Below are 24,729 nucleotides of genomic sequence, written 5' to 3' on the forward strand. Positions count from 1 at the left end.
AGCAATGCACGAGCGTCCACGGCCCCTGCGGTCGGGCGATTTCGGTCAGCCGGTCATATCCGCCTTCACCCAGTCGCGGAAACGCGTGAAGACTCTGTTCCAGTGGCCGAACGAGGGCGGCAGATCCCGCCAGGGACTGCCGGTTCAGGCGATCCACAGCACGGCCTCGACAAACAGCCGGTTCTCCTTGCCGCTGCGGCCGGGATCGCCCGGCTTGCCGAGACAAAAGCGGCTCCATCTTCGGCCATTGGGCGTCAGTCAGAACGAATCGGTCCATCCGCAACTTGAATCACAACCAAGCCCGGATGAGAATCTGGAGGGTTCTGTGAGGTCGCGCTCACGCGCTGGCGCGGCATGCGCAGTTACGCGACCTCATTGAAGCCGGATTGAACGAAGGCGCGGGCGGGTATGCGCGGTTTTGCAGCTATGGGGATTGTTGGAGATCGCAAGGCCCGGTCTGCCGGCTCGGCACGTGAGGCAGAGCTGCGAGATGTGTGCATCGGGGAAGAGTTGAGAACAGGCGCGCTTTGCCGGAGATCGCGATAGGCGTTTTGCTGCATCGGACGGTTGTTGTCGCGCCGTGTGGCAGCACGGATTCGACAGCGTCCACGATGATCGAGACGCTGGGAGCGGAATGACGAATGGTGATCGTTGTGCACGGCATGACTTGGCTCACGATGTATCGCACCGGAACGGGGATGTTTGAGGACTGGAGCGGTTGAAGCTGTGTCGAAAGCGCTCGACGATGCGCATGACGCCACCACACTCAGGACAGGCGGGAGCCTTGGGCCACGTCAGAGCGTCCGACTCCACAGGCGACGGCTCGCCATCGTTTGGCGCTGTCCGCTCACGATCGAGAAGTTTGCGGCAAAGGGCGAGTTTGGCAGCGCGATGGCCGTTGGCCATGAAGCCGAAGTGGCGGATGCGATGGAAGCCATCGGGCAGCGTGTGAAGAAGGAAGCGGCGGATGAACTCGTCGGCCTTGAGCTTCATGATCTTTGTCGTGCCCTTCTGGCGGTAGTCCTTCCAGGTAAAGGCGACGTGATCCTCGTCGAGGGCTACGAGCCGGCTGTTGGCTATTGCAACGCGACGGGTATAGCGGCCGAGATAGGCCAGCACCTGCGCGGGACCGCCGAACGGCCGTTTGGCGTAGACGACCCAGCTGATGCGCCGCATGGCGACGAGGTGAGCTGTGAAGGCAGCAGGCTCGGCCAGAGATGCGAGATCGCCGAAGAAGTTCAGGGTGCCGGCGTCGAAGGCGGCGGTCAGACGTTCGAGGAACAGGCGTCTGAACAGCCGGGCGAGCGGTTTGACGGCCAGGAAGAAGTTTGGTCGGCTGGCGATCCAGCGCGCGCTATCGGGCGAGAGGCCGCCGCCCGGGCCGACGCAGTGGACGTGGGGATGGTGCGTCAGCGCCTGTCCCCAGGTGTGGAGGACGGCCACGACGCCGATCCCGGCGCCGAGCCGGCGTGGATTGGCGGCGAGCGTCGACATCGCCTCGGCGGCGGCTTTGAACAGGATCGCATAAACGATGGCCTTGTTCTGAAAGGCGATCGCGGCGATCGGAGCCGGCAGTGTGAAGACGACGTGGAAATAGGGAACCGGCAGCAGGTCGGCTTCTCGCGCGGCGAGCCACGCGGCCCGGGCTGGCCCCTGACACTTCGGACAGTGCCGGTTGCGACAGGTAATGGGCGTCGCCCATTACCTGTCTTATGGGCAAAGCCGGTAATGGGGAGCTGGCAATCGCGATCACCGTATTTTCCTGTGTATTGCCGCTCTCGAGCTCTCATCGCGGCATCGACACGACGGCCTATTACGCAAAGGCCGACGTCGCGCTGCTGAAGCAGGTTGCTCAGCCCTGACCGGAGGCGCTCTGATGCTCGACGCGATCGAGACCTATCTCGCGCTCCGCCGCGCCACGGGCTTCGCGATGTCGACTGCGGAGTACCTGCTGAAGAGCTTTGCCGCCTTCGCGGCCGAGCGCGGACAAACGTACGTCGAGACAAAAACAGCGATCGACTGGGCCGCGCTCGGACCATCCGTCGCGCAACGCGATGCACGGCTCAGAGCCGTCTGTCGCTTCGTACGCCACGTCCGGGTGGAGGACGTCGGGCACGAGCTGCCGCCGGCAAATCACTTCGGCGCCCGCAAGAAGCGTCGCACGCCGCACATCTACACGACAGACGAGATCAGTCGGCTGGTTGAAGCTGCGCTGCGGCTTCGGCCAATGCACGGCTTGCGCCCGCACACGCAAGCGACCTTGATTGCGCTGCTCTCAGCCACCGGGCTCAGGATCTCCGAAGCCCTGAAGCTGACGATCGCTGACGTGACCCGCGACGGTCTGCTGATCCGCGAGACCAAGTTCCGCAAGACGCGACTGGTGTCGCTGCACGACACGGCAGCCGCCGGCTTGCAGCGATACCTGGCACGTCGCGGGCCCGGCTCGGACGATGATCCGATGTTCATCGACAAGCGCGGTCGGCCGCTGCGCTACCTTGCCGTCAAGGAGACCTTCGACAGGCTGGTCGACAAGGCTGGCATCAGATCGAGGTCGGCTCACCGTCCTCGCCTGCACGATCTGCGGCACACGTTTGCGGTGCGCGCGCTGCAAGGCAGCCCTACCGGCCGAGGCCGCTGCGGGGCGCACATGGCGGCACTCGCGACCTACATGGGTCACGTCAACATCTACGCGACCTACTGGTATCTCGAGGCCAGGCCCGACTTCTTGCGCGATGTCGCCACGGCCGGCGAAGCGTTCATGTCCGAAGGGAGGTCAGCATGACGCCGATCGCTCCTCTCATCGAGACGTTCCTGCGCGACACACTAGCTTGCCAGCGGGGCGCCAGCCGGGCACACGAGCGACTCCTATGCCTCGAGCTTCCAGCTGCTGTTCGTGTTCGCCGCCGACCGGCTCAAGGTCAAACCATCGGCGCTGACGCTCGAGCAGATCGATGCCGGGCTCGTCAGCGCCTTCCTCGAGCATCTTGAGGACGAGCGCAAAAACGCGGCCGTGACGCGCAACGTTCGCCTGGCGGCGATCAAGTCGTTCTTCCGCTTCCTCGAGTACCGGCAGCCGGCAGTGCTCGAGCAGATCCGCCGTGTACTGGCGATCCCGTTCAAGAAAACTGACACGCGCCTGGTGCCCAACCTTCTGCGCGAAGAGCTCCAAGCCGTGCTCGACGCTCCCGATCCGGCGACACGCGATGGCATCCGCGATCGCGCAATGCTGCACGTGGCCGTCTGCGCAGGGCTGCGCGTCTCCGAGCTGAGGGGCCTCAAGGTCGATGACATCGACCTGCCTTCGATGAGCATCCTCGTGCTCGGCAAGGGACGCCGGGAGCGGACCCTGCCGTTGTGGAAGCCGGCGGCCGCTGCACTGCGCGCCTGGCTCGCCATCCGTGGGCAGGTCGCGACACCTGAGGTGTTCGTCAACGCCCGTGGTGAGCCGCTGAGCCGATGGGGCTTTGCCTATCTGCTCAGGCAGCACGCCGCGACTGCGGCTCGCAAGCAGCCCGGTCTCGCCAAGAAACGCGTCTCGCCCCGTGTGCTCAGGCACACCTGCGCGATGGTCATCCTGCAAGCGACCGGGGACATCCGGAAGGTGTCGCTATGGCTGGGCCACGCTACGCTGACGACCACCGAGGTCTACACGCGCGGCGATCCGACCGAGAAGCTCGATGCGATGGAGGCGATCGTGCCGCCCCACCTGCGGCGCGGCGTCTTCCAGCCCACCGACAAGCTGATCGAACTCCTCAGGCGTACCTCGTAATGGAGAGCGGGGTTGGCGGTGATTAGTGCAGGAGTGCGATCAAGTTGCCGCCAGCTCCCCATTACCGGCTTTGCCCATAAGACAGGAATTATAGGCGACGCGTGTCGTGCCGCAGTCGTCGCAAGCCTCCATGTGGCCGCCGAGCGCCTCGGTCCGGCACGCCACGATCGCGCTCATCACGCGCCGCTCGACCCGACCGAGATGACCGGCATGTACACGGCGATAGGTGTCGCCATGCCGGCGCAGAATATCGGCAATCTCGATGGCGGGCCCGTTGGCGCGGCTGTCGGGGCGGATCATCACCCGCATCCCGCCGCGGATCATCCAGGTGGCGTCACCTCCAGCGACAGGCGATCGAGCGGGCTCTGCGTCGCCCGGATCGTATCGGTGGCGACCTGCGTGTAGCGCGCTGTCGACGACAAATTATTGTGCCCGAGCAAGACCTGGATGATCCGGATATCGGTTCCGTTCTCGAGAAGATGCGTCGCGAAGCTGTGGCGCAGCGTGTGGAGCGTGACGCGCTTGGTCAGGCCCGCAGCCTTCACCGCCGACCGACAGGCGGCGTGCAACACGGTCTGATCGATCGGATGATCTTGGTCACGACCAGGGAACAGATAAAGCCGCGGCCGGGCGAGCCGCCAGTAGGTGCGCAGGATGCCCAGCAGCTGGGGCGACAGCATCACGTTGCGATCCTTCGCGCCCTTGCCGTGGCGCACCTGGATGACGCCGCGGGCGCTGTCGATGTCTTCGATCCGCAGTCCCGCGACTTCGGAGGCCCTGAGCCCGGCCGCATAGGCCGTGGTGAGCGCGGCGCGGCTCTTCAGGCTGGACACGGCCTCGAGGAACTGAACCACTTCGTCGGCGCTGAGAACGACCGGCAGCTTGCGCGGTTCTCGCGCATAGGGAATGCGCTCCGGGATGAGCGCCTCGCCGAGCGTGACGCCGTAGAAAAACCGTAGCGCACAGACGATCTGGTTCAGCGCTGGCCATGAGATGCCGGTCGAGACCAGATGCACCTGGAAGGCGCGGACGTCTTCCAGCTCTAACCGGTCAGGCGATCGGCCAAAATAGCGGCTGAACTTCGAAACCGCGCTGATGTAGGATCGTTGCGTCGCCGGCGACAGATTGCGGACGGTCATGTCTTCGATCATGCGGCGGCGAAGAGGGCTCAAATCGGCCATCTCGATACTCCTGTCTGAGGGGATGGGCTCCAACACCCACATCCTCTCAGCCAGGAGGCGATCTACGCCACCTTACCCCTCACGCCGCGGGTTGTTTTGGCGCTATGGGGAAAGTTACCGCGGCGTGCTGGCGAGGCTGCTCTGACGACGGCGGCGCAGTTGATGCGAGGCGCCGTTTTGGCGAGGAAGATCTCGCGGATTGGGTACTGAACGCGAGCAACAGGTCAGGTTCAGTCGTTGGCCAGCTCTGGAGTCGGTATTGCGGCAGTCGATCGGCATTGACAGGACGCGCGGCAAGCTCGGTGGCAGTGATGACGAAAATCGGCGGCGATGAGATCATGACGTATCACAGTAGAATGGCTGATGCGTGGATGAGCGCGGAACGGCTGCGATACGCCGCATGGTACCGCCGCAATCGGGATAGATGAGGAAGTCCCAGGCGTTACTCTGTCGATCGCTTTTGGCGTGAGCGTCCGCCAACTCGGAATTGGTCGTGACGTGAAGGGCATCGAGCAACCGGCGACAGAGGGCGAGATTGTCGCCGCGTTGGCCGTTGGCGAGGAAGCCGTAGTAGCGAATCCGGTGGAAGCCATCCGGCAGGACATGCAGCAGGAAACGGCGGATGAACTCGTCGGCATCGAGCGTCATCAGTTTGGTCTTGCCGTCTTGGCGATAGTCTTTCCAGGCGAAGCGGACCTTGCCGTCAAAGAGCGAGACCAGCCGGCGGTTAGCGATGGCGACGCGATGGGTGTAGCGGCCGAGATAGGCCAGCACCTGTTCGGGGCCACCGAACGGCGGCTTGGCATAGACGACCCATTCGATGCGCCTGAGTTGGTCGAGCCCGGTGGCGAAGGCCGTGGGCGCGGCCATACCGGCGAGTTTGCCGAAGAAGCGCAGCTTGCCGCCTCGAATGCATCCTGCAGGTTCTGCAGGAACAGGCGACGAAACAGTCGCGAGAGCACGCGCACGGGCAGGAAGAAACCGGGGCGGCAAGCGATCCAGCGCCTGCCGTCGAGCGAGGGGCCGCCGCCTGGCACCACGCATTGAATGTGCGGATGATGCTGCAGGGTCTGACCCCAGGTATCGAGTACCGCGGTAACACCGATTTGCGCGCCCAGACGCTTTGGATCGGCGGCGATGGTGGTGAGTGTCTCGGCGACGGCGCGGAACAGGATCGCATAGACGGTGGCCTTGTTCTGGAACGCGATCTCGCCCGCCAGCTTCGGCAGGGTGAAGACGACGTGGAAGTACGGCACCGGTAACAGTTCGGCCTGTCGACGCGCGAGCCATTTCGGCGCGTGCCAGTCCCTGGCACTTGGGGCAATGGCGGTTGCGGCAGGTAATGGGGAGCTGGCAATCGCGATCACCGTATTTTCCTGTGTATTGCCGCTCTCGAGCTCTCCATTACAGGTCGCCCGTGCGGCCCTGTTGGGTCGGCCACTGATGGCCGGTCATATACGGAGACGGACATGTTGGAGACGTACTTCTCGGCAGCGAAGATGCTGGGGCATCTGCGCAGTGGGCCGAGCGGCCTTTACCTTCACGGGTTTGCAGCGGCGCTGGGGCAGCAGGGCTATGGCCCCGAGACAGCGGTACGCTATTTGCGAGCGGCGGCTCACATCGGCCATGTCATGGCCGAGCAAGGCGCCGGCCTGACGGACGTTGATCTCGCCGCGTTCGGCGAGCACCTGCGCATTTGCCGGTGTCCACGCGCCAAAGGCGGCCGGCGCAACCGCCACACCATCTACGGTGCCAGGCTCTTTCGTCGGCACCTCGTCGAGCTCGGCCTTTGCCGATCCGCGGCCGTGGGGGCAGCACCCCCGCCGAGCCGCAGCTGCTCGTCGCGGACTTCAAGACGTGGCTGCGCAAGCATCGCGGCGCATCCGATGCCACCGTCAGGCTCTACGCCCGCGACGCCGCGGGCCTGATGATGGCGCTTCGATCTGACCCGGCCGGCTGGAGGCCGAACGATGTCCGCAGTTACTTCCTGGAGCGGGCGAGCAATAGGGGGGTGGCACGATCGAGAAGATTACGACGAGCCTGCGGGCTTTCCTGCGGTATCTCGCGGTCGCAGGCCGTTGTCCGGCAGGTCTCGACGGCGCCGTTCCGGCCTACGTTCATTGGCAGCTTGCCGACATGCCCCGGTATCTATCGACCGAGCAGGTCGATCGGTTGATCGCTGCCTGTGACGGCGATGCCGGTGTGCGCCGGCGTGATCGTGCGATCGTACTTTGGTTGGTGCGCCTCGGCCTGAGAGGGCCGGTGACGTGGCGCAACTGCGTCTCACCGATATCGAGTGGCAAACGGGATCGCTGCGGGTCTGCGGCAAGTCGCGCTACGAGGTCCGGCTGCCGCTACCGCAAGACGTCGGGGATGCGATCGCCGCCTACCTCGAATGCGGGCCGTCTACCCGCCGGAACGATGTCTTGTTCCTGCGCACGATCGCGCCGTGCCGGCCATTCCGACGAGGCGACGGCATCTCGTCGGTGGTGAAGCGTATCATGAAGCGCGCCGAGTCGTGCCGCCGGTCAAAGGGGCCCACGCTCTGCGGCACACCGCGGCGACCGAGATGCTGAGCCACGGCGTGCCGCTCGACAAGATCGGCCTCGTCCTTCGGCATCACGGCATCGACACGACGGCCTATTACGCAAAGGCCGACGTCGCGCTGCTGAAGCAGGTTGCTCAGCCCTGGCCGGAGGCGCTCTGCTGCTCGACGCCATCGAGACCTATCGCTACGCAAACAACTGCGATGGATCGAGCCCGTGAGACCGCGCGATCACCGACACGTTCGCCCCCGGCAAAAACGTTTCCTTGACGATCCGTTCCTTCGCCTCCCGCGACCAGGTCGCGATAGCTCCGCCCCGGACTGACCGCAAGCCGCTCGGGTGTGGCCCTGATAACTTCGAAATTCTTAGTGTCAGAGCTATGTTCGCTCACATGAGCGCCTGGCAAGCAAATCACCAGGAGATTCTCTGACAATCGAACATCATCCGCTACGTGGGGGCACCTACACGCTTACTGTGATTCAATAGATGCGGCCTGATTCGGAGGGGCCGGCGATGCGGACGAGTGAAAATCGCGCCCGGTATGACCACAGCCATTTGCGCTATCCCAGCGACCTCACCGACGACGAATGGAAACTGGTCGGACTGCCGATCCCGCCAGGCAAGCGCGGTGGCGACAAACGCACAGTAATGATGCGCGAGGTTGTGAACGGCCTCATGTATATTCTCTCGTCAGTGGCGGGCCATCCCGATAGACCTGCCGCCGCGCTCGACCTTGTATGACTATTTCGACCTGTGGAGTTGGGATGGCACGCTCGATCTCATCCATCATAAGCTCTATGTAAAATGCCGAGAAGCCATTGGCCGGGAGGCCAGTCCCACCGCCGCCGTCATCGATAGTCAAAGCGTCAAAAGCGCTGAAAAAGGGAGGCATCGATTGATCCGCCGGGCTACGACGCGGGAAAGAAGATCAAGGGCAAGAAGCGGCATATTCCCGTTGATACGCAAGGCCTGTTGATTCATGCCATCGTTCATGCCGCTGACATTCAGGATCGGGACGGCGCGTTCGTCATGGCGACCATGTTCGGCATGTATCCGTTCCTGATGAAGCTCTACGCCGATGGCGGCAAGGCCCGCTGTTTCGCCGCGCCGTGGCGAAAATAATGGCGCAGGTGCACATAGAGATCCTCAAACGTTCCGATCAAGCAAAGGCATTTGTCGTCCTCCCGAAGCGGTGGGTCGTCGAACGAACGTTTGCATGGCTCGGACGTTGCAGGCGTCTCACAAAAGATTGGGAAAATCTCAATCGTAAGTCGCTTTTCTTGGCCTCGCTTCAATCAGGCTCATGCTGAGAAAACTGTGCAATCATGCATAATCTCTCCGGACAGACACTCTGAGGACTCCGTCCTGGTTCCAGGCTCAGGGATTAAAGCCCGCGAAACTCATCGTGCCAAGCTGGATCGTTCTCTGCTTCTGTCGGACGCCATTAAGGCTGCTCGCGCGCTATCGTATGCTTTGCTGATTGAGCGTCCGAGCGGACGAAGGCCCTCGACTAGCTCACGTTCGCTCATGTTGTTTGTGTTTGGGCCATTTGCCAAATCGTGCATTCTGGTATAAATTCGATTGATTTCACTATCCAGGTCCGGATTGTGCGACTCGGCCGTATTCCTAGACGAGGCCGCTGACCTCGAAGCCAAGCTGGCTACCGTGGATGCATGCTCGATCCTAGCCATATCGCCATAGTCCGAAAACAGATCCGGACGAGCGACGATTGCATCGAAAAGTTGCACTTTGTGATCTGCGTCCAAATGTTTATGCCCCCGCACAAGAGCGGCGGCTGCAAATCTGCGGACCGCCCGCGGATTACCATCCTGCTCAAACAATTCGACCGCTCTCCTGACGAGGCGATTTGTGTTCACGCGGTCAAGTCCAGCTAGATCGCGGGCTATGCTGCGGAGCGACATCGCTTGCTGGAGCGGAGACAAGTTAAGAATATCATCGACGAAAGCAGATCGTCCCGCATTCCCTTCAAATTTGACTGTAGGCGAAGCGACCTCAGCTCGACACGAGGGCCAGGAAAAACCTTGCGCTTCTTCTTCAGTCAATCGCACATTATCAAATTGCGATAAGCCTCCCGGGGGAATCGCCAGGTGCTTCAAAATCGACGCCAGCCCAGCAACGTCACCGAGCCGCCTCTCAAAAGTCGCGAAGGCAGGGGTCTCAATCTCAATCGCTTGTCGCATTGAGCGGCTCACGAGTTTAAAGTTCGTGAGATTTTTTGCTGTCTCAACAGGATCATCGGTGAGTAATCGCCGCGCCACTTCGGCCAGCAGGTCAACTGGCAAGTGACCCATTCTTTCGGCACGGCGGCTATCGTCGTCTGCCCCTTCAGGTGTCTGCGGATGATCGCGATTCATAATGAGACCTCTCACGTTTCGCAGCCCTAGGAGGTAACAGCCGGGAGCGCTCAATTGAACCAGTATTGCGTTAAACTTGTAGCTGGGCTGCGTTGAGCTATGCAGGACGGTGGGTGATGACGGAGTGAGATACGCGGCGACGTGTGTCTCAGTGGCGCTTGCCCAACGTCGACCCGACGTAGTTCAACAGCGATCTGGACATCTCCCCCACACCTTCCTGCGCCCGGTGCCTCTGTCCCGGATGGTCGCACCAAACGCCACGATCTTGAAAACCGCAGCCGAACATCAGCACCGAGACTCTTTACCGGTTACAAATGCGATCGAGCGGTTGCACGAGGAGTTCAAGCGGCGGATCAAAACCCAAACCGTGCTGCCCTCGGCCGACACCGCCGCGATGATGTTCTGGGCCCTGCTCGCCTCGGGACAGATTAGCATGCGCAAGGTCGATGGTTGGCAAGCCCTCGCCACAAAACCCATCGATCAGCCAATTGACCTTGCCGCCTGAAACGATAACTTCATGTTCCCGGAGAATTCGCCAAGCCGAATTCCAACCGCATTCCGGACGGCACCCCACGCTTACGGTAAGCGCGAAGCCGATACCCTTGCTTCAGAATTCGCATGAACGTGCGAAGAAGCCTCCGGCTTGGACGGAGGTTTGGGATGGGATTGGACAGCAAAAGGACGTCCATTTGGACGGCTCATCGGTAGGGCCGGTGAGCCGGCTGGAGGTCCTTGAAGGACCGTCGGGACGCCGCGTGCGTTCGGAGGCTGAGAGAGCTCGGATCGTCGAGACGGCGCTCGTCGGATGCGCACTCTTTGCCTTCAGCACCTGCGTCGAGCTTCCGTCGTGTCTTCTTCGTCATCATGCCCTCCGTCTATCAAACGGAACAGCCCCTTCCGACTAACCCGTCTTATTCGCCAGAGGGCGCCTGAGAGGCTGGCGAGCGTGGTGTAAAGCGCTGATGCGGCGTAGGGTTCGGTTGCAAAGCCAACCCCATCACCTTCAGCCGCGAACACCACGCCCGCCATGACCGATGATACGATTCTGCCATTCTCGTTTCCAGCCGTTCATGCCAAGGAAGTCACAGCTGCCTTCGATGGTGGGCGCCTGACCTCGAATGGGGGCGTGATGCTTCTGGCGATGGCCGAGCGGCGTCTCGGTTTGGCCGACAATTTGGCCCGGGTGTTCCCGGATCGGCGCGATCCGACGCGGGTCGTGCACAGCCTTGTCGATTTGTTCCGCGCTCGGATGTTCGCGATCTGCTGCGGCTACGAGGACGCCGACGACCTCGATCATCCGCGGTCCGATCCGGCGTTCAAGCTCGCCTGCGGTCGCCTGCCGGACACCGGCCGGGATTTGTGTTCCCAACCGACGCTGTCGCGGCTGGAGAATTCGCCGCGACTGCGCGACGTGATCTGCCTGACCTACACCTTGGTCGACGCATGGATGGATAGCTATCCGTGCGAGCCCGCATCCATCACCCTGGACATCGACGACACCTGCGATGTCGTCCACGGCCACCTTCCTGCCGATCCACGTCTACGACACGGAGACGAGCCGGCCCGTGGCGGTCGTGCTGCGGCCCGGCAAGACGCCGGGCGGCAAGGTGCGTGCCCATCTTCGCCGCCTGGTACGGCACATCCGCACGCGATGGCACAAGACGCGAATTACGTTCCGTGGCGACGGGCACTATGCTCGGCCGGAGGCGATGAATTGCTGCGAGAACAACGGCATCGACTACATCTTCGGTCTGTCCGGTACCAAGCCGCTCGCCAGAAAAGTCGACGAGGTCGCTGACGACATCCGCACCCGACGCGCCATCGAGAACCTGCCTGTTCTGCGCGGCTATACCGAGACGCGCCACAAGGCAAAGTCCTGGGATCGCGAACGGCGCACCGTCGCCCGTATAGAGGCGACGATGCTCGGTCTCGACATCCGCTTCGTCGTCACCAGCCTCGATGTCGGCTCGGCCGAGTGGATCTACGACAGCCTGTATTGCGCGCGCGGCCAAGCTGAGAATCTGATCAAGCTGCTGCGCAGGCGCAGCCTGACACGCTCGCTTTGATCGTCCAAAGCAGTATTCAGCGTTCTAGTCTAGTCAGCCTCGTGCACAAGAAGCAGAAATCGACTTCCGCCGAGCTCGTGCCGTTGGAAGAGCACCGCGCGCAGGCCGCGGAGTAGGGCTCGCAAGCAGAACCGGTCGATTCGAATTTGCCGATGTGGTGGATTTCGCCGGAAAACCTATTTGTTGCTGATTTACAACAATTCATGAGAAGAAGAGCTGCGACATTGCGGAGGCAAGGTACCCAACACACATCGCCGATGTTGCCCGTGCGCTACTCGCTAGGGCGTTTTAGGTAGGATGTCTTGAGAAACCTGCTTTGGACGATGCCGATCGCTTCGGCAGTTGCATTGGTCGGTCCCGGTTCGGTATCGGCTGCGGACCTCCCCTATAAGGCTCCGGCCCCGGTTCAAACGGTCGGCGGTTGGACCGGCTTCTACGCGGGTCTGAACGGCGGCGGTGGCTTCGGCTCGACCGGAGCGAATGAGTTCGGCATGAGAGGTGCCGAACTCGGCTTTCCCGGTGCGATGGGCGTCTACGATCTTGGCCACACGATGAGCGGCGGCCTCGCCGGCGGCCAGGCTGGCGTCAACTGGCAGATCAACTCCTGGGTTTGGGGTTTGGAGGCCGATCTCGACTGGGCCAATATCGGCGGGCGCAAGACAATCTCAGGTCCTGTGGTGGCCGCGAACAACGGGCGCAGCAGCTTTCCGGGTAACTTCGTCACCGCGAGCCAGACCATCGACGCATTTGGAACGGTGCGTGCCCGGGCCGGCTTCCTGGCGAGGCCCGACCTCCTGCTCTATGGCACCGCCGGCCTCGCTTATGGTGACGTGGGCGCGCAAGGCGACTTCCATCTTCAGAGACCAGCCGCTTTCCGGGATTTCGGAGCGTCAGGCCACGCATTCCAGGTTGGCTGGACCGCCGGCGCGGGCGTCGAGTACAGGTTCGCCCCGCACTGGACGGTCAAGGGTGAATACCTCTACTACGATCTCGGCAACCACTCGCTGACCTCCGGCTTCGGCACGCCGACCATGGCGCCTGGATTCCAGTCGCAGTATGATTTCGCCACGCATGGCAGCATCGCGCGCGTCGGCATGAACTATCATTGGGACGCAGCTCCCGACGGGGTCGCGGTAGCGACGCCTGGCATGCCGGTGAAGGCGCTCAAGGCGCCGCCGCCGCTTGTGCTGTCGCCATGGATCATTGAAGTCGGCGCGCGCTACTTCTACAGCTCCGGGCGTACCCGTTTCACGCTGGGCGATCCGTTCGTGCCCGGGCAGGTCAATTCGCAGTTGACGTACAAGAATCTCGGCAGCCACGCAGGGGAAGCCTTTGCCCGGCTGGATCATCTTTCCGGATTCTTCGCCAAGGGCTTCGTCGGCGCGGGCAGCATCAACGGCAGCATCAACGACGAGGATTTCCCGCCGGTGATGCCGCTGTATTCCAACACCGTCCACAACGTCAACAACGGCAGCCAGGCCTATGGCACCGTCGATGCCGGCTACAATTTCTGGAAAGGGCAGCCCTTCAAGGTCGGCGGCTTCCTCGGCTACAACCGCTTCTACGAGAACGTGAATGCCTATGGCTGCACGCAGGTTGCGGGCAGTCCGTCTGTTTGCACGGCGATTTCCGGGAGTGTGCTCGGTCTCAGCAAGACCGAAACCTGGGACTCGCTGCGTGTCGGCTTGAACGGCGTGATCAATCTGGCTCCGCAGTGGAAGCTCACATTGGACGGCGCCTATCTGCCCTTCGTCCACTTGAGTGGCTTTGATAACCACTGGATGCGGCCGAACATCAACCCGCAGCCGCAGTCGGGCGATGGCTGGGGCTACCAACTCGAGGGCATCGTCTCCTATGATGTGACGCAGAACTTCAGCGTCGGCGCGGGTGGCCGTTACTGGTACGCGAAGACGGACAACGGCACGAGCAAATTCCCTGGCATGCCGGCGTCTCCGACGACCTTCACCTACGAACGCTTTGGCGGTTTCCTCCAGGCCTCCTACAAGTTCGGCGAGCCTCCCGCCGGCGTCCGGTACTGAGCCGAATAGCGCTGTCCTGAAGGCGATCGGATCGCCAAAAAAGTTGCGGCCAGGCATTGGGGGATGCCTGGCCGCGCGCGAACCGGTCTGGGACGGGGAGGGGTGGGGATGTGACCGGTCGCGTGTTCGAAAATCCTTGTTGGCTCAGCGTGAGCTTGCGGTTGCAACGGCCGGGCGGTTGTCACCGAGCGAGACCCACACATTGGGATCGCTCTGCGACTGCCGCCTGACGAAGCGGTAGCCAGTATCAGTCCAGGCGACGACGTTCTCGTTCTGCTTATCGAGCACGAACTCGCCCTTGTCGGTCTTCACCGTCAGAATCGCGTGGCCTTCGCCCTTCTTGTCGCGGACCACCGTGATCAACAGCGCCTCGCGCGGCCAGCCGGCATCCATCAGCATCTTGCGCTTCAGGAGCACGTAGTCCTCGCAGTCGCCCTAGCCGTCAGTCGGCAACGACCATTTCTCGACAACGCCCCAATGATCCATGTCGGTCATCGGCTTGATCGCTTGATCGTCTCATTGACCCACTTGCTGACCCGCACGAGGTCGCGCCAGGCGGTCTGCGACAACACGATGTCGCGTGGTTGCGTCGGGCCGCCGCGGCACTCGCCCGGATTGTCGGCGCAGAATTCGACCCAGCCGATCGGCGAACGCGTGGTGTCACCCAGGCTGGCGTAGAGCACGTCGCCGGCCTTGGCCGAGACGCAAGTTGCAAACAGAATGGCGGTAACCGCCAAACCTTTCCCCTGCCCCCTGAAACCAGACATTGTGGCCCCCGTTTCTCTTGTTGGGACCACTTTTGCCACAAAGGTTTTGCACCGCCGCTAACTAACAAGTTCCGGCTCTTGCGCTTGTGGCCGATAGCGCGCTGGCGGAGCAGGGAAATCCTGAAGCTGCAACGCCAATTGCTCAAAGACACTAGCTAAGCACGTGGTCCCATAATCGAGGTCCATTTCACGTCGGCGCGGACATGGTGCGCAAAGCTTGTGGCGAAGCCGCGACCTTTTGACTCACAGGGACATCTGGCGAGATCTTTTGTGGCCCCTAGGTTGACTCGGCATCATGACCACGACTTTCGTACCCGTTTCCTACCAACCTTGCCGCGCGCGATATGATCATTGTGCAGCGCGAGCGGCTGACCTGGTCCAACGACGGACTGACCTACGATGAGGCTAGGAAAACGTATGACGTAAGCAGTCCGACTCGTTCTCCTAAATTTATCACACGGCGGCCCAGCGTCCGCTTGAAGAACAATCGAGAAACAGTCGCTGTCAATAGCTGATAAGGTGCCGTCCGGAATGCGGTTGGAATTCGGTATGGCGTATTCCCGGGTAACATGAAGTTATCGTTTCAGGCGGCAAGGTCAATTGGCTGATCGGTGGGTTTTGTGGCGAGCGTGTTCCAACCATCGACCTTGCGCATGCTGATCTGTCCCGAGGCGAGCAGCGCCCAGAACATCATCGCGGCGGTGTCGGCCGACGGCAGTACGGTTTGGGTTTTGATCCGGCGCTTGAACTCCTCGTGCAATCGCTCGATCGCATTGGTCGTGCGTAGGCTGCGCCATTGGCTCGGCGGCAGGCGCGCGAAGGTGAACAAGCGGTCTCCCGCTTCCTCCAGGCTGTCGGCAACGGCACGATGCTTGAGCCGCCATTTGCGGATGAAGGCCTTGCGGCGAACGGTGATCTCCTCAGGCGTCGTCGCATAGATCATGTCGTTGTACTCTGCGGTGATCTCGTCGTGCAGGCGCTCGGGGGCATGGGCCAGCAGGTTTCTGTGTTTGTGAACCGTGCAGCGTTGCACCGGCACGCCGTCCCAGACGACTGCAATGGCCTTGTCGAGCCCTGGTGCGCCGTCGACGATGAGGAATTCGGGACGCCGCAGCCCGCGCTTGATGAGATCGTCCAGCACCGTGCGCCAGGCCTCGGCGCTTTCGCCGCCCATGCTCTTGATCGCGAGCAGAACCTTCTGGCCGTCCGCTCGCACGCCCAGCACAACGAGCAGTGAAATCGAGGTCGCCTTGCGGTCGAGGCGCACCCGAACGACGGTGCCGTCGAGGATCAGGCGCACGATCGGCTCCGCGGCCAGCGAGCGGCTGTTCCAGGCGTCCCAGTCGCCCTTTACCTTGCGCCAGGTCCGGCTCACCGTGTCCTTGCCGACCGTCCCGCCGAACAAGGCCGCCAGCGCGCGACGCACCCGCCTGGTATTGGTGCCGGCGAGATAGCTGCTGGCGATCAGCGCGTCGGCGGCAAGCGTGCGTCGTTGATAGGCCCGCAGCGCCTGGCTCTTCCATTCCGCCGTCCCGCCCTCCGGCGTGGTCAGCCGGGCCCGCGGCACCGCGATCTCGATCGGCCCGAACGTGCCCGTCAGCGAGCGCGTCCGGCTGCCATGACGGTGGGCCTTGACGCAGGCTCCTGCTTCATTGCCGGCCATCTTGCTTCGTTCGTAACGCGGCCGTGCCAGCGCGGTATCGAGTTCGCCGCGGATCAGCTCTTCGATGAACTGACGCGCCCGAGCCCGCACCTCGGTCTCGATCGGATCGAACCAGTTGTCGAAAAGATCAACAGCCATTTCGGTCGCAGGCTGCATGGAATCAGGCTTCGTAGTAAACTTGGTCATGGCGTAGTCTCCAGTCCGACGCTTCAACGCCGGACGATTCGAGGTTGATCACCCCGGAGACTACGCCAACCCTAATTCCTACCAACCCTGCGACGGCACCCTTCGCCTCGCTTCAATCAGGCTCATGCTGAGAAAACTGTGCAATCATGCATAATCTCTCCGGACAGACACTCTGAGGACTCCGTCCTGGTTCCAGGCTCAGGGATTAAAGCCCGCGAAACTCATCGTGCCAAGCTGGATCGTTCTCTGCTTCTGTCGGACGCCATTAAGGCTGCTCGCGCGCTATCGTATGCTTTGCTGATTGAGCGTCCGAGCGGACGAAGGCCCTCGACTAGCTCACGTTCGCTCATGTTGTTTTGGCCATCTTCCAAAACGTGAATTCTGGTATAAATTCGCCTGATTTCACTATCCAGGTCCGGATTGTGCGACTCGGCCGTATTCCTAAACGAGGCCGCTGACCTCAAAGCCAAGCCGGTGGATATATGCTGCATCCTAGCCGCATCGCCATAAACCGAAAACAGATCCGGACGAGCGACGATTGCATCGAAAAGTTGCACTTTGTGATCTGCGTCCAAATGTTTATGCCCCCGCACAAGAGCGGCGGCTGCAAATCTGCGGACCACCGGCAGATTACCATCCTGCTCAAACAATTCGATTGCTCTCCTGACGAGGCGATTTGTGTTCACGCGGTCAAGTCCAGCTAGATCGCGGGCTATGCTGTGGAGCGACTCAGCTTGCTCGCGCGGAGACAAGTTAAGAATGTCATCGACGAAAGCAGATCTTCGCGCATTCCCTTCAAATTTGACTGTAGGCGAAGCGACGTCAGCTCGACACGAGGGATAGGAAAAACCTTGCGCTTCTTCTTCAGTCAATTGCACATTATCAAATTGCGATAAGCCTCCCGGGGGAATCGCCCAGCGCTTCACAATCCGCGCCAGCTCAGCAACGTCACCGAGCCGCCTCTCAAAAGTCGCGAAGGCAGGGGTGTCAATTGCTTGTCGCATTGAGCGGCTCACGAGTTTAAAATTCGTGAGATCTTTTGCTGTCTCAATAGGATCATCGGTGATTAACCGCCGCGCCACTTCGGCCAGCGGGTCAACTGGCAAGTGACCCATTCCTTCGGCACGGCGGCTATCGTCGTCTGCCCCTTCAGGGGTCTGCGGATGATCGCGATCCATAATGAGACCTCTCACGTTTCGGCAGCCCTAGGAGGTAACAGCCGGGAGCGCTCAATTGAACCAATTTTGCGTTAAACTTGTAGCTGGGCTGCGTCGAGCTATGCAGGACGGTGGGTGATGACGGAGTGAGATAGGCAGCGACTGGTGTCTCAGTGGCGCTTGCCCCAACGACGAGCCCGACGTAGTTCAACAGCGATCTGGACATCTCCGCCACACCTTCGTGCTCCCGGTGCCTCTGTCCCGGATGGTCGCACCATACGCCACGATCTTGAAAACCGCAGCCGAACATCAGCACCGAGAATCTTATGCCGGTTACAAATGCGATCGAGCGGTTGCACGAGGAGTTCAAGCGGCGGATCAAAACCAAAACCGTGCCGCCCTCGGCCGACACCGCCGCGATGATGTTCTGGGCCCTCCTCGCCTCGGGACAGATTAGCATGCGCAAGGTCGATGGTTGGCAAACCCTCGCCACAAAACCCATCGATCAGCCAATTGACCTTGCCGCCTGAAACGATAACTTCATGTTCCCGGAGAATTCGCCAAGCCGAATTCCAACCGCATTCCGGACGCCACCCCACGCTTACGGTAAGCGCGAAGCCAATACCCTTGCTTCAGAATTCGAATGAACGTGCGAAGAAGCCTCCGGCTTGGACGGAGGTTTGGGATGGGATTGGACAGCAAAAGGACGTCCATTTGGACGGCTCATCGGTAGGGCCGGTGAGCCGACTTGAGGTCCTTGAAGGACCGTTGGGACGCCGCGTGCGTTCGGAGGCTGAGAGAGCTCGGATCGTCGAGACGGCGCTCGTAGGATGCGTACTCTTTGCCTTCAGCACCAGCGTCGAGCTTCCGTCGCGTCGTCTTCGTCATCATGCCCTCCGTCTATCAAACGGAACAGCCCCTTCCGACTAAGCACGTGGTCCCAAAATCGAGGTCCATTTCACGTCGGCGCGGACATGGTGCGCAAAGCTTGTGGCGAAGCCGCGACCTTTTGACTCACAGGGGACATCTGGCGCGATCTTTTGTGGCCCCTAGGTTGACTCGGCATCATGACAACGACTTTCGTTCCCGTCCTACCAACCTTGCCGCGCGCGATATGACCATTGTGCAGCGCGAGCGGCTGACCTGGTCCAACGACGGACTGACCTACGGCGAGCTGGAAATAAAGTAGGATGAGGCTAGGAAAACGTATGACGTAAGCAGTCCGACTCGTTCTCCTAATTTATCACACGGCGGCCCAACGTCCGCTTGAAGAACAATCGAGAAACAGTCGCTGTCAATAGCTGATAACAGGTTCTGGCATTCACCGGAGTCGAGTCCTGGGCTAGTCACCGCTCTAGTGACGCTCTCGCCTGGCTCTTAGGCCACAAATGTTGGGAAAGCGATTTGCAGTCAGATGAAGAACAAGGTCGCTAGCACAGAACGGAGATACATGAACCGCTCCTACAAAATCAGATGTATCACCATCGTCGATAATGGTCTCAATCTTATTCAATCTATGAACGAATATTTGAGAAATAACAATGTGTGTACGGCCTTGGCTGATACGCACGCAGAAGAGTTAACCCGCTACAACAACGCAGAGGTAATCCTTATAAATATGAACCTCGTCCGAGACAACGGCTTCGAGCTCGTGCGTGATCTCCGTGATCGAGGAGATGTTCCCATTATTGTCGTTGGGAGCCGACGGGATGAGCACGATGCTGTAACCTGGCTTGACTCCGGTGCTGATGAGTATCTAACCACACCACTGTCCATGGCTCGGCTTTTGGCTCACATCAACGCTCTGAGCAGGCGCCGTTTTAGCTTCCCTGTTGGAATGCGAAGCAGAGCGCAGGACGGACGATGGCGTTTCGGGGAGTGGGAGCTGCGCCTCAAATCTCGAAAGCTCTATGATCCTTCAGGCAAGTCGGTAGCCTTAACCGCGGCGGAATATTCGCTCCTAGTGACCTTTGTTGAGGCAGCGCAACGGCCGTTGTCGCGAGAGTACCTACAGCGGGCCACCCGTGTGCACGGAGAAATACTAGATCGCAGCATAGATGTTCAGATCCTCCGGTTGCGTCGCAAGCTTGAAGGAGATGCGCGCGCTCCCCAGTTGATAAAAACTGTGCGTGGCGTAGGTTACTTGTTTAGTATGCAGACTGTCCGCGCTTGAAGTCTCCCTCGTGACGGTGATGTAGTTGCTCTGGTGACGCATCCTTCGCCGGGTTCGATCTGTTTTTGAAGTTCGCTTTGGCCCACAACAGGCCAGGAATTAGGTGACCTTGAACCGCCCCGGGATTGCCGGAGGCTCCAACTCTTGAGAAGGTAGAGCCATGACGAGCAAGACGACGAACAAGTTTTCGCCTGAGGTCCGGGCCCGAGCGGCACTCCCGTTCCTGGTCCCGCCGCTCCGTGGAAGGGCCGCCGGCATGGGCCGCGCAAGGATCGGCGATGGGCCAAAGCCTGGAGCCCTGAGCAGATTGCCCGACGCTTGCCGATCGACTTCCCGGACGACAAGACGATGCGCATCAGCCACGAAGCTATCTATCAAGCCCTCTTCGTTCAGGGCCGTGGGGCGCTACGCCGCGAGCTGACGGCCTGCTTACGAACAGGGCGTGTGTTACGGATGCCCAGAGCGCGCGTACGCCGGCGAGGTAAGGGCTTTGTCTCGCCGGAGATCATGATCAGTGAGCGCCCCGTTGAAGCGGCCGATCGAGCAGTGCCAGGACATTGGGAGGGAGATCTTATCCTCGGTCTTGGCAGCTCGGCAATCGGCACGCTGGTCGAGCGCACGACGCGCTTCACGATGCTCTTGCACCTTCCACGGTTGGCGGGGCATGGCGAAGCTCCGCGCGCGAAGAACGGGCCCGCCCTCGCGGGACATGGGGCCGAAGCCGTGCGCGACGCGATCACGCGCACCATCATCACTTTGCCCGAAGAGCTGCGCCGCTCTCTAACCTGGGATCAGGGAGCCGAAATGGCTCAGCACGATCGTCTCAAGATCGATGCGGGTATCCAGGTCTACTTCTGCGACCCGCAAAGCCCTTGGCAGCGCGGCACTAACGAGAACACCAACGGGTTGCTGCGGCAGTACTTCCCGAAAGGCACAGACCTGAGCATCCACAGCGCCGACGAAATATCCGCTGTGGCAGCGGCCCTCAATGCCCGACCGAGAAAGACACTAGGCTGGAAAACGCCAGCGGAGGCGCTTGACGAACTGCTGTCATGAGTGAAAATAATTGGTGTTGCGACGACCGATTGAATCCGACCAATACGTCTCTATCAAATACACCGAGCGCCTGGCTGAAGCAGGCGTCGAGCCTTCCGTCGGCAGCGTCGGAGATTCCTACGACAATGCTCTCGCCGAAACCGTCAACGGTCTCTACAAGGCCGAGGTGATCTACCGGCGTGGACCATGGCGCAGCTTCGAGGCCGTCGAGTTCGCGACCCTGGAATGGGTCGATTGGTTCAACAACCGAAGGCTCCTGGAGCCCATCGGCAACATCCCGCCGGCCGAGGCCGAGCAACGCTACTACGCCATGCTGGAAACTCCGGCCATGGCGGCATAACTTAAACTAACCAGCCTCCGGCAATCCCGGGGCGGTTCAATCGCACTTGGTCGCGGGAGGCGAAGGAACGGATCGTCAAGGAAACGTTTTTGCCGGGGGCGAACGTGTCGGTGATCGCGCGGTCTCACGGGCTCGATCCATCGCAGTTGTTTGCGTGGCGACGCAAGGCGCTGGCCTGGGGACTGGTCGCACCGGTTTCTGGGGCGCGAGGCCAAGCGGTCAAGTTCGCGCGGTTTGATGCGGTGCCGCGCGACATGGTGGAAATCGTTATCGGCGATGTTGTGGTGCGGGTCGGTGGCGACGTGGACCCTGAGCGGCTCGCTGCGGTGATCCGGGCGGTTCGGCAGGCATGATCCCGGCAGGCGTTCAGGTTTACGTGGCCAGCACGCCGGTCGACTTCCGTAAGGGTGCGATGGGCTTGATGGCGCTGGTGCGCGATGGAGGCGCGCGGATCCGTTCAGCGGAGCGCTTAATATCTTCCGTTCGAAAAGATCGGACAAGATGAAAATGGTCTGGTGGGATGGCAGCGGGGTATGCCTGTTTGCGAAGACGCTTGAGGAAACGCAGTTCTGCTGGCCGAAGATTGCGTCGACGCGGGTGCGGCTGAACCGCGCGCAGTTGCTTGCACTCATTGACGGGCTGGACTGGACGAAGGTGCGGCCGGTGGCTGTGCAGCGCCCACAAACGGTGGGCTGACCAACTGCGGCGAATTGAATCAGGGCGGCTAAAAGGTTTGGGAGATTGGCGACCACTCTGCTGTGATGGCGGTGATAACGACGCCCGTTGCAGCGCTTCCGACGACCCTTGCCGAAGCCTATGCGCTGATCCTCGCCTTGGCGGAAGAGCGGGCGGCGATCGAGGCCGAGAACAGCCGGATCGCCTCCGAGATTGCAACACTGACTGCGACGAATGCCGATCTTGCCGCGGTCAACCAGACGGCCGACGCGCGGATCGTGGAGTTGACGGCGATCGTGAAGATGTTGGAGCGCACGCTTTACGGCACGCGCTCGGAACGCTTGCGTAGCGACACGCCGAGCGATGGGCAGATAGCCTTCGTATTTGACGAGATCGCCACCGGGATGGCGGCCATTGAAGCCGAACTGGCCAAGGCGGGCGGCCAGGACCAGCCGAAACGCGCGCCGCGGCCGCGCAAGGAGTTCAGCGCGCATCTGGAGCGGGGCGAGATCATCGTCGAGCCCGAGGTGCCCCCTGGTTGCGAGGGGTTGGAGAAGGTCCTGATCGGCGAGGATGTGTCGAGGCGGCTGGACGTGACGCCGGCGAAGTTCCGCGTGATCGTGACGCGCCGCCCGAAATACGTCTACCGCAACCGCGATGGCGTGCTTCAGGCCCCAGCCCCGTCCATCTGATCGAGAGCGGCCTTCCGACCGAAGCGCTTCTCGCCCAGATCGCAGTGGCCAAATATGCCGACGGGCTATGCCGCCTACAATCGGCTCGCCAGGTCAGCGGGTGCCAATGAGGGCGTGACGCTGGCAGCGTGATTTGCCCACGTCAGGAGACGGTTCTACGAGCTTCACGTCAACGAGAGCTCGCACCTGGCGACCCAGATCGTCACCACCATGGCCGGGCTGTGGGAGATCGAGGCCGACCTCCGCGGGCAGGATCCTGAGACGCGGGTGAAAGCGCGCCAGGAAAAGTCCGCCGCGATCGTCGCGGCGCTGTTCGATCTGTGGAACAAGGAGCTGCCGCGCCTGTCGGGCAAATTCAAACTCGCCGAGGCGATCTGCTATGCCACATCCAGACGCACCGCCCCTCGAGCGCTTTCTAAGCGACGGTCGTCTCGAGATCGACTCCAACACCGTCGAGCGCGCAATCCGGTCGCAAAACCATCACAAGAAAAAATGCGCTCTTTGCGGGCAGCCATGGCGGCGGCCGGACCTGGGCGACCATCGCCACGCTTCTGCAGACCGCGAAGATGAACGATGTCGATCCGCACGCCTGGCTCACGCAAACTCTCGAGCGGATCGCGCAGGGCTGGCCGATCTCTCAAATCGAAGCTCTCATGCCTTGGCACTTCAAAGCCTGAATGGCCTCAGCTTGGCGCTTACGGTTCAGCAAGAGCCTCAACAGAGAAGCACCCCAACTACCGCGAGCCACGCGCCGATCAGCGGTGCTGACGGATGCCTTTCCTTTCGTTCTCGAAGAACATGCCGAGCGCGGCGCTCGCCAGTTTACGACCGAAGGCACGCGCACTTTCCAGCCCTAAGGGATCAAAATGCGCGAGAGCGATCTCAACCACCCGTCGGGGCATCATCCGCGATGTTAGAACGAGCGACAGTGGCTCCTCAACAGGATAAGGAGCCACGGGTTTGGTCAATGAGGCGCTTAACAGCATCACCTGGTAATCGTCTAACGCGCGCCGCAAAATCATCTGCAGAGCTTTCGCCGGGCGATACTGCCCACACAGGCTGTCAAACCCCGGAGAGAAACCGGGAGCGGGAAGCGCTGCTGACAGAAACACCTGTAGTTTGGGATCTGGCCCGACGCGCTGATTCGAAAGGATAGTTGTCCTCTCCTCGGAGGAAGCGGGGGCAGGGACCTTTGCGTTCACTATTGGCGGGGCAACCTGCTCAAGCGGCATCATCCCTGCTGACAGAGATGAGATGGTCGTACTACTCCGCTTTTCCAAACTCGTGGAAGCGAGACGTGCCACCTGCAGCGAACTGGTCAGCTTGCGGAAAACCACATCAGTCCTGCAATGCGTTCTCGATGAAGTCGCCGATGATGGACAGCTCCTCCATTGCGCGCCGGGTGTTATGCAACATAAGCCGCATTGCGGGAGCGCGTGACATATTCTGCGCTGTAATGTGCAGCATACCACGTTCTTTCATAGCAGCGAAGGCATCACGCTCATACATAGGCGTGTCGAACATTGGCAGGAGGGCCAGCATGGCTTGCGTGGCCTGTTGAGAGACGGTCAGCCTGCATGTAGGCACTCGCTGGCCAAGAATCGCGGTTTTGATTTGAAGTTCCTCTTCTATTAGAAGTTCGATAACGTATCGGTAAGTCGCAAGTGCTTCGTCGAAATCTAGAGGTGTCAGCATGGTTGGCACCAGAATGAAATCGGAGCTGGCGATGATACTATCATTGAGTTCGCTCAAGCCGCCGCGAGTGTCGGCAAGCGCATAGTGGAAGCCGTTACCTTCCGCCTGTGCATATGCGTTCTCCAGCAGGGGCAACTGATCCGCAACGAATACTTCGCACCGAGGATCCCAAGCGCCGTTACGCAGGGCATTTTCTTTCCATTTAGTAAGCGGGCGGTTTTCGTCAGCTTCGAAAAGAGCGACCTTATGCTTTTTGTCTGCGAATGACGAGCACAGACCCATTAAGGCTGTGGTTTTACCGGCCCCTCCTTTGAATGAGCAGCAAGTAACTAGCTTCATATCCGATGGT

At 61.0% G+C, this 24,729-nt stretch carries 13 protein-coding genes and 14 pseudogenes; 15 read left to right on the forward strand and 12 right to left on the reverse strand.

Going from position 1 to position 24,729, the window contains the following annotated elements; translation table 11 throughout:
- Positions 1-60 precede the first annotated feature (60 nt).
- Positions 61-277 (reverse strand): annotated as a pseudogene (locus ACVJ5M_RS42870) (transposase); the annotation flags it as partial.
- 395 nt (positions 278-672) lie between these two features.
- Positions 673-1,686: pseudogene (locus ACVJ5M_RS42875) on the reverse strand (IS91 family transposase); the annotation flags it as partial.
- A 190-nt stretch (positions 1,687-1,876) separates the two neighbouring features.
- On the opposite strand from ACVJ5M_RS42875, the gene ACVJ5M_RS42880 reads away from it, so the two are divergent.
- Positions 1,877-2,782: a tyrosine-type recombinase/integrase gene (locus ACVJ5M_RS42880; protein ID WP_456679656.1), complete on the forward strand. Its 906-nt coding sequence runs from the start codon at positions 1,877-1,879 to the stop codon at positions 2,780-2,782.
- 111 nt (positions 2,783-2,893) lie between these two features.
- Positions 2,894-3,769, forward strand: coding sequence for a tyrosine-type recombinase/integrase (locus ACVJ5M_RS42885; protein ID WP_456679657.1), 876 nt, complete (start codon positions 2,894-2,896; stop codon positions 3,767-3,769).
- An 81-nt stretch (positions 3,770-3,850) separates the two neighbouring features.
- Here ACVJ5M_RS42885 and ACVJ5M_RS42890 read toward each other — a convergent pair.
- From ACVJ5M_RS42890 to ACVJ5M_RS42900, 3 genes and pseudogenes are all read right to left on the reverse strand, one after another.
- Positions 3,851-4,069: pseudogene (locus ACVJ5M_RS42890) on the reverse strand (transposase zinc-binding domain-containing protein); the annotation flags it as partial.
- Between the two features lie 20 nt (positions 4,070-4,089).
- Positions 4,090-4,950, reverse strand: a complete 861-nt coding sequence (locus tag ACVJ5M_RS42895) for a tyrosine-type recombinase/integrase (RefSeq protein ID WP_456679658.1) — start codon at positions 4,948-4,950, stop codon at positions 4,090-4,092.
- A 336-nt stretch (positions 4,951-5,286) separates the two neighbouring features.
- A pseudogene (locus tag ACVJ5M_RS42900) lies at positions 5,287-6,291 on the reverse strand (IS91 family transposase); the annotation flags it as partial.
- Positions 6,292-6,419: 128 nt separating this feature from the next.
- Here ACVJ5M_RS42900 and ACVJ5M_RS42905 point away from each other — a divergent pair.
- Together ACVJ5M_RS42905 and ACVJ5M_RS42910 are read left to right on the forward strand one after the other, a co-directional pair.
- Positions 6,420-6,878, forward strand: a complete 459-nt coding sequence (locus tag ACVJ5M_RS42905) for a hypothetical protein (protein ID WP_456679659.1) — start codon at positions 6,420-6,422, stop codon at positions 6,876-6,878.
- Between the two features lie 467 nt (positions 6,879-7,345).
- A complete protein-coding gene (locus tag ACVJ5M_RS42910) occupies positions 7,346-7,765 on the forward strand; it encodes a tyrosine-type recombinase/integrase (protein ID WP_456679660.1) in 420 nt (139 codons plus the stop codon).
- On the opposite strand, the pseudogene ACVJ5M_RS42915 reads toward ACVJ5M_RS42910, so the two are convergent.
- Positions 7,737-7,826, reverse strand: a pseudogene (locus ACVJ5M_RS42915) (hypothetical protein); the annotation flags it as partial. The gene ACVJ5M_RS42910 and the pseudogene ACVJ5M_RS42915 overlap by 29 nt on opposite strands.
- Positions 7,827-8,009: 183 nt before the next feature.
- On the opposite strand from ACVJ5M_RS42915, the pseudogene ACVJ5M_RS42920 reads away from it, so the two are divergent.
- Positions 8,010-8,829 (forward strand): annotated as a pseudogene (locus ACVJ5M_RS42920) (IS5 family transposase).
- Between the two features lie 67 nt (positions 8,830-8,896).
- On the opposite strand, the gene ACVJ5M_RS42925 reads toward ACVJ5M_RS42920, so the two are convergent.
- The gene (locus tag ACVJ5M_RS42925; RefSeq protein ID WP_456679661.1) at positions 8,897-9,871 is read right to left on the reverse strand and encodes a hypothetical protein; all 975 of its coding nucleotides are present in this window, start codon (positions 9,869-9,871) and stop codon (positions 8,897-8,899) included.
- Between the two features lie 298 nt (positions 9,872-10,169).
- On the opposite strand from ACVJ5M_RS42925, the pseudogene ACVJ5M_RS42930 reads away from it, so the two are divergent.
- The 3 genes and pseudogenes from ACVJ5M_RS42930 to ACVJ5M_RS42940 all read left to right on the forward strand — a co-directional run.
- Positions 10,170-10,376: pseudogene (locus ACVJ5M_RS42930) on the forward strand (IS256 family transposase); the annotation flags it as partial.
- Between the two features lie 522 nt (positions 10,377-10,898).
- A pseudogene (locus ACVJ5M_RS42935) lies at positions 10,899-11,904 on the forward strand (IS1380 family transposase); the annotation flags it as partial.
- A 335-nt stretch (positions 11,905-12,239) separates the two neighbouring features.
- Positions 12,240-13,976 (forward strand): outer membrane beta-barrel protein, encoded by a 1,737-nt coding sequence (locus ACVJ5M_RS42940; protein WP_456679662.1) that lies wholly within the window; start codon positions 12,240-12,242, stop codon positions 13,974-13,976.
- A 144-nt stretch (positions 13,977-14,120) separates the two neighbouring features.
- On the opposite strand, the pseudogene ACVJ5M_RS42945 reads toward ACVJ5M_RS42940, so the two are convergent.
- The 3 genes and pseudogenes from ACVJ5M_RS42945 to ACVJ5M_RS42955 all read right to left on the reverse strand — a co-directional run bounded on the left by ACVJ5M_RS42945 (position 14,121) and on the right by ACVJ5M_RS42955 (position 17,770).
- Positions 14,121-14,743: pseudogene (locus ACVJ5M_RS42945) on the reverse strand (transglutaminase-like cysteine peptidase).
- Positions 14,744-15,326: 583 nt separating this feature from the next.
- Entirely contained in the window at positions 15,327-16,562 is a 1,236-nt protein-coding gene (locus ACVJ5M_RS42950; protein ID WP_456679629.1) for an IS256 family transposase, read from the reverse strand.
- Between the two features lie 251 nt (positions 16,563-16,813).
- On the reverse strand, positions 16,814-17,770 hold the full coding sequence (locus ACVJ5M_RS42955) for an F-box protein (protein WP_456679663.1): 957 nt from the start codon (positions 17,768-17,770) through the stop codon (positions 16,814-16,816).
- Positions 17,771-18,084: 314 nt separating this feature from the next.
- Here ACVJ5M_RS42955 and ACVJ5M_RS42960 point away from each other — a divergent pair.
- The 7 genes and pseudogenes from ACVJ5M_RS42960 to ACVJ5M_RS42990 form a co-directional block, all read left to right on the forward strand.
- Positions 18,085-18,279: pseudogene (locus ACVJ5M_RS42960) on the forward strand (IS256 family transposase); the annotation flags it as partial.
- Positions 18,280-19,199: 920 nt separating this feature from the next.
- The gene (locus ACVJ5M_RS42965; protein ID WP_314963916.1) at positions 19,200-19,922 is read left to right on the forward strand and encodes a winged helix-turn-helix domain-containing protein; all 723 of its coding nucleotides are present in this window, start codon (positions 19,200-19,202) and stop codon (positions 19,920-19,922) included.
- Positions 19,923-20,126: 204 nt separating this feature from the next.
- Positions 20,127-20,978, forward strand: a pseudogene (locus ACVJ5M_RS42970) (IS30 family transposase); the annotation flags it as partial.
- A 40-nt stretch (positions 20,979-21,018) separates the two neighbouring features.
- Positions 21,019-21,318 (forward strand): annotated as a pseudogene (locus ACVJ5M_RS42975) (integrase core domain-containing protein); the annotation flags it as partial.
- Positions 21,319-21,341: 23 nt separating this feature from the next.
- A complete protein-coding gene (locus ACVJ5M_RS42980; protein WP_456679727.1) occupies positions 21,342-21,671 on the forward strand; it encodes a transposase in 330 nt (109 codons plus the stop codon).
- 91 nt (positions 21,672-21,762) lie between these two features.
- A pseudogene (gene tnpB / locus ACVJ5M_RS42985) lies at positions 21,763-22,014 on the forward strand (IS66 family insertion sequence element accessory protein TnpB); the annotation flags it as partial.
- A 242-nt stretch (positions 22,015-22,256) separates the two neighbouring features.
- Positions 22,257-23,362, forward strand: a pseudogene (locus ACVJ5M_RS42990) (IS66 family transposase); the annotation flags it as partial.
- 78 nt (positions 23,363-23,440) lie between these two features.
- Here the strand turns inward: ACVJ5M_RS42990 and ACVJ5M_RS42995 are convergent.
- Positions 23,441-24,022, reverse strand: a complete 582-nt coding sequence (locus ACVJ5M_RS42995; RefSeq protein ID WP_314963919.1) for a VirC2 family conjugal transfer protein — start codon at positions 24,020-24,022, stop codon at positions 23,441-23,443.
- Between the two features lies 1 nt (position 24,023).
- A complete protein-coding gene (locus ACVJ5M_RS43000) occupies positions 24,024-24,719 on the reverse strand; it encodes a conjugal transfer ATPase VirC1 (protein WP_108523382.1) in 696 nt (231 codons plus the stop codon).
- Positions 24,720-24,729 lie beyond the last annotated feature (10 nt).

Source organism: Bradyrhizobium sp. S3.7.6 (assembly GCF_054061875.1).